Genomic DNA, 14,499 nt, shown 5'->3' with positions numbered 1-14,499 from the left:
CCACGAAGGGCCCCGGAGTTCGCTCCGGGGCCCTTCGCCGTGTGTGCCGGGGGATCGACCGCGGCGCGGCCGGAGGCGTACGCCCCCGGCCGCGCCGGGCGGTCACCGCAGGCGGGACTCGATCGCCTCGATGACGCGCGGGCGCAGTTCCGCCGCGCGGATGACCGCGTCGACGGACCCCACCTCGACGGCGCGCTGGATCGAGTGCACGCGGTCGAACTCCGTGGCCACCTCGCCCAGCTTCTCCGCCCGCACCGACGAGCGCAGCTCGTCGAGCTCCGCGGTCAGCGCGGCCCGGTCGGCGCCGGAGGCGGCCGCCACGCGGGCCTCCAGGTCCCGCACCCGGGTGTCGGCCGCGGTGCGGGCGTTGACGTCGCCGGAGAAGACCACCGCGGCGGCCGGGGCGCCGCCCAGCACCGAGGCGAACGAGCCCTCCAGCGCCAGCACGGTCATCTCGGGGTTCAACGCCTTGGAGAACACCACGAACGCGCCGCCGTGGTAGCGCGAGATCACGCAGAACACGATGGGCCCGCGGAAGTTCACGATGGCCCGGCCGATCTCGGCGCCGTACTCCAGTTGCAGCTTGCGCATCGACTCGGGCGAGCCGTCGAAGCCCGACAGGTTCGCCAGCACCACCAGCGGCCGGTTGCCGCTGGCCGCGTTGATCGCCCGCGCGGCCTTCTTGGACGAGCGCGGGAACAGCGTGCCCGCCGTGTAGGTGTCCGGGCCGTCGGTGGGCGGGAAGCCGCGCCGCGGCACCGAGCGGGACTCGATGCCGAGCAGGCACACCGGGATGCCGCCGAGGTGGACGTCCTGCACCACCGCGGTCTCCGCGTCGGCCATGCCCGCCCAGCGCTCCAGCACCGGGTGGTCCTGGTCGGCCAGCGCCCGCATGACGGTCCGGATGTCGAACGGCTTCTTCCGGTCCGGGTTGGCCGCGGCGGAGAAGATCTCGCCGACCGTGGTGAAGTCGCTGCCGGCCACGGTGTGCGGGAAGGGCGAGATGTCCCGGTCGACCGGGTCGGTCGTCGTCGCCCGCCGCGGCGCCGACTCGCCCGGCGCCACGTACGTGTGCTCGTAGTGCGCCATCAGCACGTCCCGGGCGGCGGGGAGGTTCGGCGCCCAGTACTGCGCCTGCCCGTTCGGGCCCATCACCCGGTCGTAGCCGCCGATGCCGAAGTTGTCCTCGGCCGACACGCCGCCGGAGAAGTCGAGCGACTGCTTGCCGGTGAGCACCATCGCCGAGTCCGGCGTCATCACCAGCACGCCCCGGGTGTGCATGAGCATCGTCGCCTCGGCGTTCCAGTACGGCTGCGCCCCGACGTTGATGCCCGCCACCACGATGTTGATCTCACCGCCGTCCTGGGTGAACTCGACGATCCGCTTGAGCGCGGCCGCCACCCAGTCCATGTTCTCGGTGCCGGACGTCATGGAGATCCGGGCGCCGGCGGACAGGGCGTACCACTCCAGCGGGACCCGCATCCGCTCGGCCAGGTCCAGCGCGGCGATCACGCGGCGGCACTCCGGCTCCGACAGCGCGCCGAGCGACTTCGTGGGGTCGCCGAGGAGCACGACCCGGGTGACGCCCTGCGGGTGCCGCGGGGTGGGCGTGGTGACCACACCCGCGACGATCGCCGCGCTGTTGCGCCCCCTGGGCCGGTCGACCGGCACCAGCGCGTGCTTCTCGTCGAGGTCGTGCTCGACGAAGTCGCCGAGCAGGCCGGTCAGCTCGTACGGGTAGACCGTGTTGCGGCTGCTCGCGCGCAGCACCTTCAGCCGGTACTCGTCCAGCGGCTCGACCGGCTCGGTCGGCGGCTCGCCGATGCTCAGCTCGGCGCCGCCCGTGGCGTTGAACGAGATCCGTACGGCGATCTTGGTCAGCTCGCCGGTCCGCCGGTCGCGCTGCCGGGCGATGAAGAGGATCTCCTCCAGCCCGGCGCCCGCGGTCGTCGGGCGCACCCGACCGGCGATCGTCTCGATCTCCTCGCGGGTCAGCTCGCTCGGCGGCCAGACGTAGATCACGATGCGGTTGGTCTGGAAGCGCGTCTTCGCCGGTCGCCGCGACTGTGCCCGGCGGATGGAGTCGAGACAGGCCGCCACGGTGTCCTCGGCCGTCGGCAGGGCGACCAGCCGCCCGTCCTGTTCGCGCAGCTCGGTCAGGTCGCGCACCTGCGCGAACGCCACCAGGCGCTGGTCGGACGGGTTCTCCCGCGCCACACACTGGAAGAGGTAGACCTCCTCGTCCGCCGACGGGAGCCGGGTCAGGTCGAACTCGTGCAGCCGCTCCAGCTGCATCCGCTGGGCGATGTACGGGTGCAGGCCGCGGATCAGCCGCTCCTCGGCCATGCCGTCGCCGGACGGGCGGAAGGTGAAGTGGTGGTGCATGACCGCGCCGGCCCGGCCCGCCACGGTGGTGGTGACCCGGCGGACCTGCGGCGGCAGCGGGTGCGCCCGGACGACCTCGTGCAGCGCGGCGGCCATCGCGTCGAAGTCCTCGGGCTGGTCCTCCCACGCCAGGTAGATGTCGGCGTCGATGGCGTCCGCGCCGCCCGCCAGCTCGGCGAGGCCGCGCAGCGCGCCACCCAGCGCGTCGAAGCGCACCGCGGCGGAGACCACGCTCGACTCCGCGCGCTCGGCGACCACGAACGTGCAGCCGGCGACCTCGCGGGTGTGCACGCCGGTGAGGCCCTTGTTCCCGTAGTACCGCCGGGTCAGCACCTCCAGCATCACGGCGTTGTCGAGGTGGTCACGCACCAGCCGCTGGCCGAGCAGCCGGACGAGGGGCTCGGTGCTGCGCACCATCGCCGCCACGCGCTCGGCGCGGTCCGGGGCGGCCGGGTGCGCGTCGAGGTGGCGCAGGTGCCCGCGGACCTCGGCGTACACCCGGGCGCGGTTGCGGCGCAGCAGCGGCTGGGCGAACCACGCGAACACCACGCCGCGGGCGAGGTCGGCGACCACCGGGAAGCGGACCTGCGTCGCGGCGACCAGCCGCTCCAGCGCGAGGCCCACGGGCTCGCGCAGGCTCTCGTCCGGCGGCGGCTCCCGCAGCCACGAGCGCAGCAGCGTCGCGATGACCGTGGCGTCGGCGGCGGCCCGCTGCTGGGCCAGGAAGATCCGGAACACGGCCGCTTCGAGCGCGGGGGAGCGCTCCAGGTCGGTGACCCCGTAGTGGCCGAGCGCCTTGGCCAGCTTGGCCTGGAACGCGGCCGGCAGCCCGGCGCGCTCGATGTCGAGGCTCTGGAGGTAGGTGTGGAAGTACTCGCGGGCGCTGGGGACGTGACCGTCGCCGTCCTCGCCGGTCGGCCGGTTGCGGCTCAGCTCGGCGAGATCGGCGAAGACGTTCACGAGGTCGAGCTCCTCGGCCAGCGGCCGGTGCCCCTCCTCGGTGGCCGCCCGGCGGGCGGCGAGGTAGTCGTCGAGCACCCGGCGGTCGTCGTGCGGGTCGACGTCGAAGCCCAGCAGCAGGCCGCGCAGGTCCTCCTGGCCGCGGCCGGCCCGCGTGCGCGCCGGGACCTCGGCGGGCTCGGCGGGCAGGTCCAGCTCGACGGCGGCCGCGGGCGCGGCGTCGGCGGCCTCGGCGCCCTCCTCGGCGACCGGCTCGAGCCGCAGCAGCGGCGCGCCGGCCTCCACCTGGCTGCCCACGGAGACGGCGCACTCCTTCAGCCGCGCCTTGAACGGCGCCCGCAGCACCGTCTCCATCTTCATGGCCTCCAGCACCAGCACCGGCGCGCCCGCCTCGACCTCGGCGCCGACCGCCAGCGGCGTGGCGACGACCAGCGCGGGCATGGGGGAGCGGAGCACGCCGCCCTCGTCCCGGCTGACCCGGTGCGTCACGCCGTCCACCTCGACCAGGTGGATCGGCCCGTACGTGTCGGTGAGCAGGCGGTACCGGACGCCGTTGACGACGATCTGCCCGGTGTGCCGGTCGAACCGGTCCAGCTCGACGTCGGCGGTGCGGACGCCGCCCGCCGTCTCGATGCCGACCCGGAACCGGTCCGCGCCGACCCGGGCCACGCGCATGCGGTAGCCGACGCCGCGCAGCTTGAGGTCCAGCGGCCCGCCGCTGGAGTGCTGCACCTGCGGCCGGCCGCCGGCCGCCGTCGACAGCAGCCGCTGCCGCTCGACGTGCTCCTCCTCCTCGTACGCCTCGATGGCGGCGGCCGCCAGCGCGACGGCGGAGTGCCGGTGCGCGACGAGGCGGCCCTCGCCGCGGACCCGGTCGATCCAGCCGGTGTCCGCGCTGGCGTCGATCACCTCGGGCTGGTCGAGCAGGTCGAGCACGAAGCTCTTGTTGGTCGCGCCGCCCTCGATGATCACTGTGGTGTTCGCCATGGCCCGGCGCAGCCGGCCGAGGGCCTCGTCGCGGTCGCGGCCGTACGCGATGATCTTCGCGATCATCGAGTCGAAGTCGGCGGGGATGGTGTCGCCCTCGCTGACGCCGGTGTCCACCCGGATGCCCGGCCCGGCGGGCAGGTCCAGCCGGGCGATGCGGCCGGGGGAGGGCGCGAAGTCGCGGTCCGGGTCCTCGGCATTCAGCCGGGCCTCGATGGCGTGCCCCCGCTCCACCGGCGGCTCGCCGACGAGCCGCCCGCCCGAGGCCACGTGCAGCTGCGCCTTGACCAGGTCGAAGCCGGTGGTGGACTCGGTGATCGGGTGCTCCACCTGGAGGCGCGTGTTGACCTCCAGGAACGCGAACAGCCGGTCGCCGGGGTGGTAGAGGAACTCGACGGTCGCCGCGCCGCGGTAGCCGACCGCGACGGCCAGCCGCTCGGCCGACGCCTTGAGCTCGGCGGCCTGATCCGGGCCGAGCACCGGCGACGCCGACTCCTCGATGACCTTCTGGTTGCGCCGCTGCACCGAGCAGTCCCGCACGCCGAGCGCCCAGGCGGTGCCCTGGCCGTCGGCGATCACCTGGACCTCGACGTGCCGGGCGCCGGTGACCAGGCGCTCCAGGAACACGATGCCGCTGCCGAACGCCCGCGCGGCCTCCTGGCTGGTGCGCTCGTACGCGTCGTCCAGCTCGGCCTCGTTCGTGATCACGCGGATGCCGCGCCCGCCGCCGCCGGCGGTGGCCTTCAGCATCAGCGGGTAGCCGATCTCGGCCGCCGCCGCGCGGGCGGCGGCCAGGGTCTCGACCGCGCCGCGGCTCCACGGCGCGACGGGCACGCCGACCTCCTCGGCGATCAGCTTCGCGCCGATCTTGTCGCCGAGCTGGCGCATGGCGTCCGGGCTCGGCCCGACGAAGGTGACCCCGATCTTCTCGCACAGCTCGGCGAACGCCGGGTCCTCGGCGACGAAGCCCCAGCCGACCCAGGCGGCGTCGGCCCGGGTCGCCACCAGCGCGCGCTCCAGGACCGCCAGGTTCAGGTACGGGCGCGCGGACGCGGGACCGAGGTCGTAGGCGACGTCGGCCTCCCGCACGAACGTGGCGTCGCGGTCGACGTCGGTGTGCAGGGCTACGGTCTCGATCCGGGTCCCGGTCTCCGCGGCCAGCTCCCGGACGGCGTGGATGAGCCGCATCGCGGCCTCTCCACGGTTGACGATGGCGATACGGCTGAACACCCGACCGACCCCTCCGTTGGACCCACGATGTACACGCCGTGGGGCGGTGGCCCCCGGCAGTGATCACTTTTCCCTCTGTCGGCGGGCGCCGCCATGTCGTAACCGCCGAACCCTGAGCGGCACCAATTGTAGGAACCGAACAAAACTTTTTGGCGCTCCTAGGGGCGGGTGCGACCCCTATCCGGCTACCGGCGGGTACGGGTCAGCGGGCGTCGCGGAGCTGGAACACGACCAGCCCCGCGAGGACCGCCGCGGCGGCGTACAGGGACAGGACGCCGAGCCCGGCCCACGGCCCGATGTGCTCGGCGGCGAGGTCGCGCGTCGCCTGGATGCTCAGCCCGGCGTCCATCGGGGCGAACCGGTGGATGCGGTGCTGCCAGGTCGGGTTGGTGACGAACTGGGCGACGACGGGCGACCCGTAGAGCAGGGCCAGCGCCGCCGTCAGCGCACCGGCGGTGTCCCGCAGGAGAAGACCGAGTCCGGCGCCGAGCAGCGTGACCAGCCCGGTGTAGAGAACCGTGCCGACGGCCGCCCGCCGGGTGAGGTCGTCGGCGAGCGACAGCGGGGGAAAGCCGTGCGCCGCGGTGAACCCGCTGCCGGGCAGCATCGTCCGGCCGGCCTTCAGGGAGGCGGCGACCGCCAGCGCCCCGGCACCGACCCCGAGGACGGCCAGCACGCCGAGCTTGCCCAGCACCACCAGGAACCGGCGCGGTACGGCCGCCAGCGTCGGCTGGATCGTCCGGGTGCTGTGCTCCGCCGTCACCGTCAGCACCGCGAGGACCACGATGCCGACCTGGCCGAGACGCACGCCCGCCAGCGACAGTTTCGTGAGGTCGGGGGCGCAGGGGGCGGAGCAGTGGGCGTGGTCCAGCGAGCCGGTGACGGCGAACGCGGCGCCCACCGTGCCGGCGACGGTCAGCAGGAGCAGCCATCCGGTGCTCGGCAGGGTCCGCAGCTTGGTCCACTCCGCCCGCAGCGCCCGCAGCCCGCGCGGCGCCGTCATGCGTCCCGACCCCGCAGCCGCCACCAGGCGAGCCCGAGGGTGACCACCGCCCACGCCGCGACGACGCCGATCCCGGCCCAGGGCCCGATCATCGACCACGGCTCCACCAGCGTGATCGTCGGCGGCTTGGCCCGCTGGGTCGCCATCCCGCCCGCCAGCGTCGTGTACATCAGCCACCTCGGCGCGGTGCCCGGCAGGATCATGCCGACGATCAGCGGTCCGAGCACGAGCAGGACGGTGACCGTGATGGCGGCCGCGCTGTGCCGCAGCAGCACGCCGATCCCGAGCCCGACGACGGCGACACCGGCCAGGAACGCGGCGGTCAGCAGCAGCGCCCGCAGCACCGGGCCGTCGGCCAGGGACGGTGCGGGAAAGGCCGGCGGCGTGAAGCCCCGGGCGCGCAGCGCCGGGACGGCGAGGAGGAACGAGCCGACCGCACCCACCAGGCCCACGAGGAAGGAGATGACGCCGAGGACGAGCGCCTTCGCGGCCAGGACCCGGCCGCGGCGCGGGGTCGCCGCGAACGTCGTCCGGATCATGCCCCGGCGGTACTCCGAGGTGGCGTAGAGCACTCCGATCGCGATGAGGGCCATCAGGCCGGCGACCACGCCGATCAGCGCGATCTCCACCATGTCGTCGTCCGGCGGTCGCGGACCGACCTTGCCGGTGCCCACCACGGTGTACGCGCCGCCGGCCTCGGTGACCTGGCCGCCGCCGGGTGCCGCGCCCTTTTCGCCGAGCCGGTCCGCGCCGCCGATCGCCTCGCCGCGCCAGGCGCCACCCGGTTCGACCCGCACGTTGTCGAAGCTGGCCACGGCGCTGGTCGGCCGTTCACCGATCGACGAGCTGCCGCCACCTCGGGAGGTGTAGACGGCCGCCGGCGAGGTGACGTAGAAGCCGATCTCCACGGTGGCGGGCAGGCCCCTGGGCGCGGCCGTGCCGATCCGCTGCCACGTGGCGCCGTCTGCCGACTCGTATCCGGTGATCGTGTCGCCCGAGCGCACGAGCCGCAGCCAGCGCGGCCCGCTGCTCGCGCTGCCCCGGCGGACCGCGTCGAAGTCCCACTGCAGGTGTACGCCCTGACCCTCGGTCAGCAGCACCGCCGCGTACGACGAGCCGGCCCGGGTGCCGTCCTTGATCATGATGCCGGCGCCGGGCTGGGCGAACGGGCTCGGATCCGCCAGCCGGGTCATCCCCCGGGCGTCCATGCTCGCGGTGCGCCGATCCGGCTCCCGCGCCACCGACGCGACCCGCACGGTGAGCGTCGCGTCGCCGGTGACCGGCTGGTGCACGAAGTAGAAGGCGTCGGCCACCGGCCCGCCGTGTGGCCCGCTCACGAAGTCGGCGTGCTCGTTGATGTTCGTCCTGCTGCCGGAGGCGGCCAGGTAGCTCAGCCCGACGGTCAGCGCGGCCGCGGCGACCAGTGTGGCCACCCACCGGCTCACCGAGCGCAGCTTGGTCCACTCGGCCAGCAGCAGCCGGGGAAAGGATTCGCGGGCGGTCACCGTACGCTCCTCTCGGCGGCCGGCGTGCCGCCCTCCGGTGCGAACTCCAGGGCGCCGCGGGTCAGATCCATGTACGCCTCCTCGAGCGTGGCCCGGTGCCGGCGCAGTTCGGAGAACGGGACGGCCGCCTCGGTCAGCAGCGCCGCCACCCGGTCGCCGGGCAGCCCGTCGACGACGACGGTCTCCGGACCGGCCACGCTCACCGTCGCGCCCGCGTTGGCGAGCACCGTCGTCGCCGCGGCACGCTGCGCGGTGGTGACCTCGACGCGGTCCTTGGACGCCGCCGTCAGGAGTTCGGCGACGCCGGTGTCGGCGATGAGGCGCCCTCGGCCGACCGCGATCAGATGGTCGGCGGTGCCCTCCAGCTCGCTCATGAGGTGGCTGGAGACCAGGACCGCCCGGCCCTCGGCGGCCAGCGACCGCATCAGGCCCCGGATCCAGACGATGCCGTCCGGGTCGAGTCCGTTGACCGGCTCGTCGAACATCAGCACCGGCGGATCGCCGAGCAGGGCGGCGGCGATGCCCAGCCGCTGCTGCATGCCGAGGGAGAAGCCGCCGGTCCGGCGGCGGGCGGCCGAGGCCAGGCCCACCTGGTCGAGCACCTCGGCAACCCGGCGCCGGCCGATGCCGTTGCTGTGCGCCAGCCAGAGCAGGTGGTCGCGGGCGCGCCGGCCCGGGTGCAGGGCCGACGCGTCGAGCAGCGCACCGACCTGGGTCAGCGGCGTACGCAGGGAGCGGTAGGGGCGGCCGTTGACCAGCGCCGCGCCCTCGTCCGGCGTGTCGAGCCCGAGGATCAGCCGCATGGTCGTCGACTTGCCGGCGCCGTTGGGCCCGACGAATCCGGTCACCTCGCCGGCCCGGACGGTGAACGACAGCCCGTCCACCGCGACGGCCGTACGGTACCGCTTGCGCAGCCCGCGTACCTCGATCCTGGGTTCCATGCCAGCGACGCTAGGCGGCGGCGACCGGCCGGCGCGTCACGGCGCAGAGGGGTCTTCCGCCGGTGGCCGCCTCCCTCGTGCGGGGGAGGGCGGGTCCCTGCCGGGGGGACGACACCGGCGTCGCCGCCGGTCACAATGGCGGGCGTGAAGCGGATCGGGCCGGCCGCGACCGCCGCCGCCCTCGGCGCCGGGGCGGTGATCGAGGCGGTGGCCGGCCCGTCGGGCGGGCCGCCGACCGGGATCGCGGCGCTCGTCGCGCTCGCGGTGGTCGCTCCCGTCGCCCTGGTCCGGCTCTGGCCCGCGACGGCGGCCGTGCTGTCGGCCGCCGCGGCCCTGTCCGGGCTGCTGGTCTTCTGTCCGGTCACCGTCGCCGGGGCCGGCGCGCTCGCCGTGCTCTACGGGATCGCCGGCCGCCGGCGTCCACTGAGCACCGCGGGAGTGCTGGTCCTGCCCTTCGCGGGGTACGCCGCGGCGCCGCTGTCCGACGACCGGCCGGGCGGGCGTCCCGTCGCGCTGGTCCTGCTGGCCGTCGCGGCCCTGGCGGCCATCACCGGGGCGGCGCTGCGTCAGCGCGACCAGCGGCGCCGGCGGCGGGCCGACGAGCGGTCGTCGGCCGCGTCGCTCATGGAGTACGCGGCCCGCGGCGAACGGGCCCGCATCGCCCGGGAACTGCACGACGTGGTGGCGCACCACATCACCATGATCGCGCTCCAGGCCGAGGCGGCCCGGCTCGCGACACCGGGCCTGCCGCCGGAGGGCGCCCGCCGGCTGACGGCCATCGGGGACACCGCGCGGGTCGCGTTGACGGAGATGCGGCGCCTGCTGGGCGTGCTCCGGGAGGATGTGGACGCCGAGCCGACGCTCCGCCCGCAACCCGGGCTCGGCCAGCTCAACGCCCTCCTCGACGAGGTACGCGACGCGGCTGTGGGCGGCGGCGTCCGCCTGATCGTCAGCGGGCCGGTCGAGGCGCTCGACCCCGGGGTCGAGCTGACGGCGTACCGCATCGTGCAGGAGGCGTTGACGAACGCCCGTCGCCACGCGCCGGGCGCGGCCGTCGACGTCGTGCTGTGTTACCGCGGCGACGACCTCACCGTGCGGGTCTACGACAACGGTCCGGGCCCGGTCCCGGCCGACGGCCGCGGGCACGGGCTGGCCGGGATGCGGGAACGGGCGGCCATGGTCGGTGGCCAGGTCACGGCCGGTGCCGCGCCGGGCGCCGGCTTCCTCGTCGAGGCCGTCCTGCCGACGAAGGGAGCCGCGCCGTGACGATCACCCGCATCGTCGTGGTCGACGACCAGGACGTCGTGCGCGCCGCCTTCGAGGTGCTGCTGGCGACCCAGCCGGACTTCGCGGTGGTGGGCTCGGCCGCCGACGGCGAGCAGGCCGTGCGGATCTGCCGGCGGCTGCGCCCCGACGTCGTCCTCATGGACATCCGCATGCCGGGGATGGACGGCATCGAGGCGACCCGCCGCCTCCGCGCCGAACCGGCGCCGCCGCGGGTGCTCATGCTGACGACGTTCGACCTCGACGAGCACGTGTACGACGCGCTCGGCGCGGGCGCGAGCGGCTTCCTGCTCAAGGACGCCACCGCGGAGCGCCTGTTCGACGCCGTCCGCGTCGTCGCCGCCGGGGAGGCGCTGCTCGCCCCGACGGTGACGCGGCGGCTCGTGGCCGAGTTCGCCCGGCTGCGGGTGCGCCGCCGCGAGCGCGACGCGGTGCTCCGTGCGCTCACCACCCGGGAGACCGAGGTGCTGCGGCTGATCGCCGAGGGGCTGTCGAACGCCGAGATCGCCGCCCGGCTGGTCGTGGGGGAGGAGACCGTGAAGTCCCACGTCAGCCGGGTGCTCGCCAAGCTCGGTCTGCGCGACCGCACCCAGGCCGTCGTGGTGGCGTACGAGTCCGGCCTGGTGGTCCCCGGCGACCGGTGACGGGAGGCGTGCGCGGGGTCGCGTGGACGCCCGGGCCGGTCGGCGGTCGCTGTGCGGGGCTCAGCCGGCCGAGCCGACGCGCTGGAAGGCGCGGGCCAGCTGGACGAGGTCGATGCCCTCGAAGTGGTCGAGGAAGCGCCGCCGCACGCTGGCCAGGTGACTCGGCCAGGACTCCTGGAGCCGGGTGAGGCCGGCGTCGGTGAGGACGGCGTTCCACCCGCGCGCGTCCTCGGCGCACTTGACCCGCTCGGCCAGGCCCTGTGTCTCCAGCCGGGCGATGGTGCGGGTCATCCCGCTCAGGGAGAGCTGGCACGCGGAGGCGAGGTCGCTCATCCGCATCCGCCGCTCCGGCGCCTCGGAGAGGTGCATGAGCGCCGTGTACTCGGTGAGCGGCAGCTGGCGGTCGCCCACCATGTCGGCGTCGATCGCGCGCGGCAGCACGTGCATGATCCGGCCCAGCGAGCGGACCAGCGCCTCCTCCTCGGCGTCGACGGGGCGCAGCGGTTCCGGAGCGGCGGACATGCCCCCATCCTACTTGCTTGACCGAGCAACGACAGGTTGAGACGGGTTCGTGATGGTCACCCCGGAGTACAACCACTCCACCTCGGGCGCCCTGAAGAACGCCATCGACTACCTCTACGCGGAGTGGAACAACAAGGCCGTCGGGTTCGTGAGCTACGGCTCCGTGGGCGGCGCCCGGGCCGTGGAGCACCTGCGGCTGATCGCCGGCGAGCTGCAGATGGCCGACGTGCGGTCCCAGGTGGCGCTGTCGCTCTTCACCGACTTCGAGAACTTGAGCGTCTTCAAGCCCAACCAGTTCCAGGCCGACGCGCTCAACGCCACCCTGGACCAGGTCGTCGCCTGGAGCGACGCGCTGGCTCCGCTGCGCAACCGCTGACCCGGTCCGGCGACGGCTGCGGACTCCTCCGCGGCCGTCGCCGCGCTCACGACTGCTGGCGGGGTGCCACGAATCCCGGTGCCGGCGGCGGGGACTCGCCGGTGACCTGGGTGATGATCTCCGCGGCCACGTCCCGCAGCTTGCGGTTGCGGTTCTGCGACGCCTGCCGGAGCAGGGTGAAGGCCTCCGCGGCGGTGCACCGCTGCTGGCCCATCACCACCCCGAGGGCCTGGTCGATGACGCTGCGGGAGGCCATCGCGTCGGCCAGTTGCCGGTGCAGGAGGGCCTGATCGGCCTGGCGGAGGATGACGCCCAGCGCCGCGGACCCCTGGTCGGCGAATGCCAGGGCCTGCTGGCGCACGTCGGTGAAGGCCCCCGGGCGAGTGGCGTAGAGGTTCAGCGCCCCGACGGTCTCGCCGTCGACCGTCATCGGCAGCGACAGCGAGCTGACGATGCCGAGCCGGAGCGCGTGCTCCCGGTACCGGCTCCAGCGCTCGTCCGCACGCAGGTCCGACACCTCCACGATCCGTCCCAGGCGCAGGGCTTCGAGGCAGGGACCCTCGTCGGCCCCGTACTGGACCTCGTCTCCGTGCGCGGCCAGGTCGCCGCTGCTCGCGACGGTGAAGGCACCGCCGTCCCGGCGCACCGTCAGCCCGCAGGCCACGGCCGGGGCGACGACCTCCACCGCGACCCGGACCATCTGATCCAGGAACACGTCGACGTGGGGCGAATCGGCGAGCAACGTCAGCAGCCGGCCGTAGGCCGAGGCCAGCTGCGGGTCGGCAGCATCGGGCGCCACCGCTACCTCCTGAACTCCCTCTACCGGCCGCCGTGCGTGGGCGGTGGCCGGCGCTCTTCCTTGTCGAGGAGCACACGTTTCCCCGATCGGCGGGGTGTCAATCAGGCGACACCCGGCTAGAGTCGAGGTGGGTTCGGACATGAGCCCAGGACCAGTGCCGGGCCGCCGATGGTGATCCCGGTAACAACCCGGTCCGGCAACCCTCGTTTCGAGGAGCACCCTCATGTCCGTCCACCATGCGCAGCGACCGTCGGCGCCGGAGATCAACTACCCACCGACCCTGACCCTGGCGCTCGCCCGGGAGGGCCCGGCCGTCGTGGTCGAGGTCCGCGGCGCGCTCGACCTGGCGGCGGTCGACCCGCTCGTCGACCTCGTGGCGCGGCTGCTGTCCGGCCAGCCGCCGCCGACGCTGGTGCTCGACCTGAGCGGGGTGAGCTTCTTCTGCGCCGCCGGCGTCAACGCCTTGCTGACGGTCCGGGGGAGAGCCGCCTCGGCCGGCTGCGCACTGCTGCTGCGCAGACCCTCCCGGATCACCGTCCGGGTGCTCGACATCGTCGGACTCACGGACGAATTCCAGACCGGGTGACCTGCCGTCGCGGCGACTCCGGTGGGCGTACGCCGGATCAGGCCCGAGGGCCGAGCGTGTCGACGGCCCGGCCCATCCGGGTGAGGGCCTCGGTGAGGATCGCGGGGGAGGTGGCGAAGTTGAGGCGCACGAAGCCGGTGCCGCCGGTGCCGAACACGTGCCCCGAGCTGAGGGCGACCCGCGCCCGGTCGAGGAAGAACCTCGCCGGCCCGGCGAGGTCGCTGGCCACCCCGGGCCGGCCGGCCGGCGCCTCGGTGGGGATGCCCAGCCCGGTGCAGTCCAGCCAGGCGAGGTAGGTGCCCTCGGGGCGGCGGTGGCTGATGGCCGGGAGGTGCTTCGCCAGCAGGGTCTCCAGCAGGGTGCGGTTGGCGTCGAGACCGTCGAGGAGGAGGTCGAGCCACGGGCCGCCGGCGCGGAACGCGGCGGTGTGTGCGAGGACGCCCAGATGGCTGGGGCCGTGGCTGACCTCCTCGGGCATGCGGTGCAGGTCGGCGACGGCACGCGGCCCGGCGACCGCGAGCGCCGCCTTGAGGCCGGCGAGGTTCCACGCCTTGGAGGCGGAGGTCAGGGCGAAGGCGTCCTCGGCGCCGGCCACCGTGAGGTACGGGGTGAAGCGCGCACCGGGCAGCGCCAGCGGGGCGTGGATCTCGTCGGAGACCACCCGAACGCCGTGCCGGCCGGCCAGGTCGGCGACGGCGTCGAGTTCGTCGCGGCGGTGCACCACCCCGGTCGGGTTGTGCGGGTTGCACAGCAGGAACGCGGGCCGGCGGCCGAGCGCCCGGGCCCGGCGGAACGCCTCGTCCAGGGCGGCGTGGTCCAGCCGCAGGTCGGGTCCGAGCGGCGCCTCGATCACCCGCCGGTCGGCGTGGCTCACGAAGGCGTAGAAGGGCGGGTAGACGGGAGGGCAGACGACCACGGCGTCGCCGGGGCCGGTCACCAGCCGGAGCACCTCGACGATGCCCATCATCACGTCGGGGACGACGGTGGTGTGGTCGACGCGGAAGCCGTCCCAGCCCCAGCGGTCGGCGGCGAACCCGCCGAGCGCCTCGGCGTACGCCGTCCCGTGCGGGTAACCGGTGTCGCCGAGGTCGACCGCGCGGCGCAGCACGTCGGCCACCGGGGGAGCGAGGGGCACGTCCTGCTCGGCGACCCAGAGGGGGAGCACGTCCGGCGGGTGCATCCGCCACTTCACGCTGCTGCGCCGCCGGAGTTCGTCCAGGGTCAGCGCCGTGAGCGGGTTTCCGGCGGCGGAGGGGGTGGGGCCTGCCATGCCCACC

The 14,499-nt window shown here is 74.6% G+C and carries 10 protein-coding genes and 1 pseudogene; 4 read left to right on the top strand and 7 right to left on the bottom strand.

The annotated features are described in order from the left end of the window. Positions 1-102: 102 nt before the first annotated feature. The 4 genes from ABZW14_RS13910 to ABZW14_RS13895 all read right to left on the bottom strand — a co-directional run bounded on the left by ABZW14_RS13910 (position 103) and on the right by ABZW14_RS13895 (position 9,011). Positions 103-5,562, bottom strand: coding sequence for a carboxyl transferase domain-containing protein (locus ABZW14_RS13910; protein ID WP_355344957.1), 5,460 nt, complete (start codon positions 5,560-5,562; stop codon positions 103-105). Positions 5,563-5,764: 202 nt separating this feature from the next. Continuing rightward, a complete protein-coding gene (locus tag ABZW14_RS13905; protein WP_355344954.1) occupies positions 5,765-6,565 on the bottom strand; it encodes an ABC transporter permease in 801 nt (266 codons plus the stop codon). Further along, the gene (locus ABZW14_RS13900) at positions 6,562-8,070 is read right to left on the bottom strand and encodes a hypothetical protein (RefSeq protein WP_355344951.1); all 1,509 of its coding nucleotides are present in this window, start codon (positions 8,068-8,070) and stop codon (positions 6,562-6,564) included. The genes ABZW14_RS13905 and ABZW14_RS13900 overlap by 4 nt, the downstream gene beginning before the upstream one ends. Beyond that, on the bottom strand, positions 8,067-9,011 hold the full coding sequence (locus tag ABZW14_RS13895) for an ATP-binding cassette domain-containing protein (protein ID WP_355344949.1): 945 nt from the start codon (positions 9,009-9,011) through the stop codon (positions 8,067-8,069). Before ABZW14_RS13895 ends, ABZW14_RS13900 begins: the two co-directional genes overlap by 4 nt. A gap of 144 nt (positions 9,012-9,155) precedes the next feature. Between ABZW14_RS13895 and ABZW14_RS13890 the strand changes: the two genes are divergently transcribed. After that, positions 9,156-10,277: a sensor histidine kinase gene (locus ABZW14_RS13890; protein WP_355344945.1), complete on the top strand. Its 1,122-nt coding sequence runs from the start codon at positions 9,156-9,158 to the stop codon at positions 10,275-10,277. A 2-nt stretch (positions 10,278-10,279) separates the two neighbouring features. After that, positions 10,280-10,939: a response regulator transcription factor gene (locus tag ABZW14_RS13885; protein ID WP_355345154.1), complete on the top strand. Its 660-nt coding sequence runs from the start codon at positions 10,280-10,282 to the stop codon at positions 10,937-10,939. Between the two features lie 60 nt (positions 10,940-10,999). Here the strand turns inward: ABZW14_RS13885 and ABZW14_RS13880 are convergent, their stop codons facing one another. Then, the gene (locus ABZW14_RS13880; RefSeq protein ID WP_355344942.1) at positions 11,000-11,461 is read right to left on the bottom strand and encodes a MarR family winged helix-turn-helix transcriptional regulator; all 462 of its coding nucleotides are present in this window, start codon (positions 11,459-11,461) and stop codon (positions 11,000-11,002) included. 40 nt (positions 11,462-11,501) lie between these two features. On the opposite strand from ABZW14_RS13880, the pseudogene ABZW14_RS13875 reads away from it, so the two are divergent. Beyond that, positions 11,502-11,837: pseudogene (locus ABZW14_RS13875) on the top strand (NAD(P)H-dependent oxidoreductase); the annotation flags it as partial. A gap of 46 nt (positions 11,838-11,883) precedes the next feature. Here ABZW14_RS13875 and ABZW14_RS13870 read toward each other — a convergent pair. Then, the gene (locus ABZW14_RS13870; protein ID WP_355344939.1) at positions 11,884-12,636 is read right to left on the bottom strand and encodes a GAF and ANTAR domain-containing protein; all 753 of its coding nucleotides are present in this window, start codon (positions 12,634-12,636) and stop codon (positions 11,884-11,886) included. Positions 12,637-12,859: 223 nt separating this feature from the next. Here ABZW14_RS13870 and ABZW14_RS13865 point away from each other — a divergent pair, with 223 nt between their 5' ends. After that, positions 12,860-13,222: an STAS domain-containing protein gene (locus tag ABZW14_RS13865; protein WP_355344937.1), complete on the top strand. Its 363-nt coding sequence runs from the start codon at positions 12,860-12,862 to the stop codon at positions 13,220-13,222. Positions 13,223-13,259: 37 nt separating this feature from the next. On the opposite strand, the gene ABZW14_RS13860 is transcribed toward ABZW14_RS13865, so the two are convergent. Then, positions 13,260-14,492: an aminotransferase class I/II-fold pyridoxal phosphate-dependent enzyme gene (locus ABZW14_RS13860; RefSeq protein ID WP_355344934.1), complete on the bottom strand. Its 1,233-nt coding sequence runs from the start codon at positions 14,490-14,492 to the stop codon at positions 13,260-13,262. Positions 14,493-14,499 lie beyond the last annotated feature (7 nt).

Origin of the sequence: Micromonospora sp. NPDC004551 (genome assembly GCF_040609975.1) — a bacterium.
In the GTDB taxonomy this organism is placed as follows: domain Bacteria; phylum Actinomycetota; class Actinomycetes; order Mycobacteriales; family Micromonosporaceae; genus Micromonospora.
This window is presented reverse-complemented; position numbering and strand designations above follow the sequence as displayed.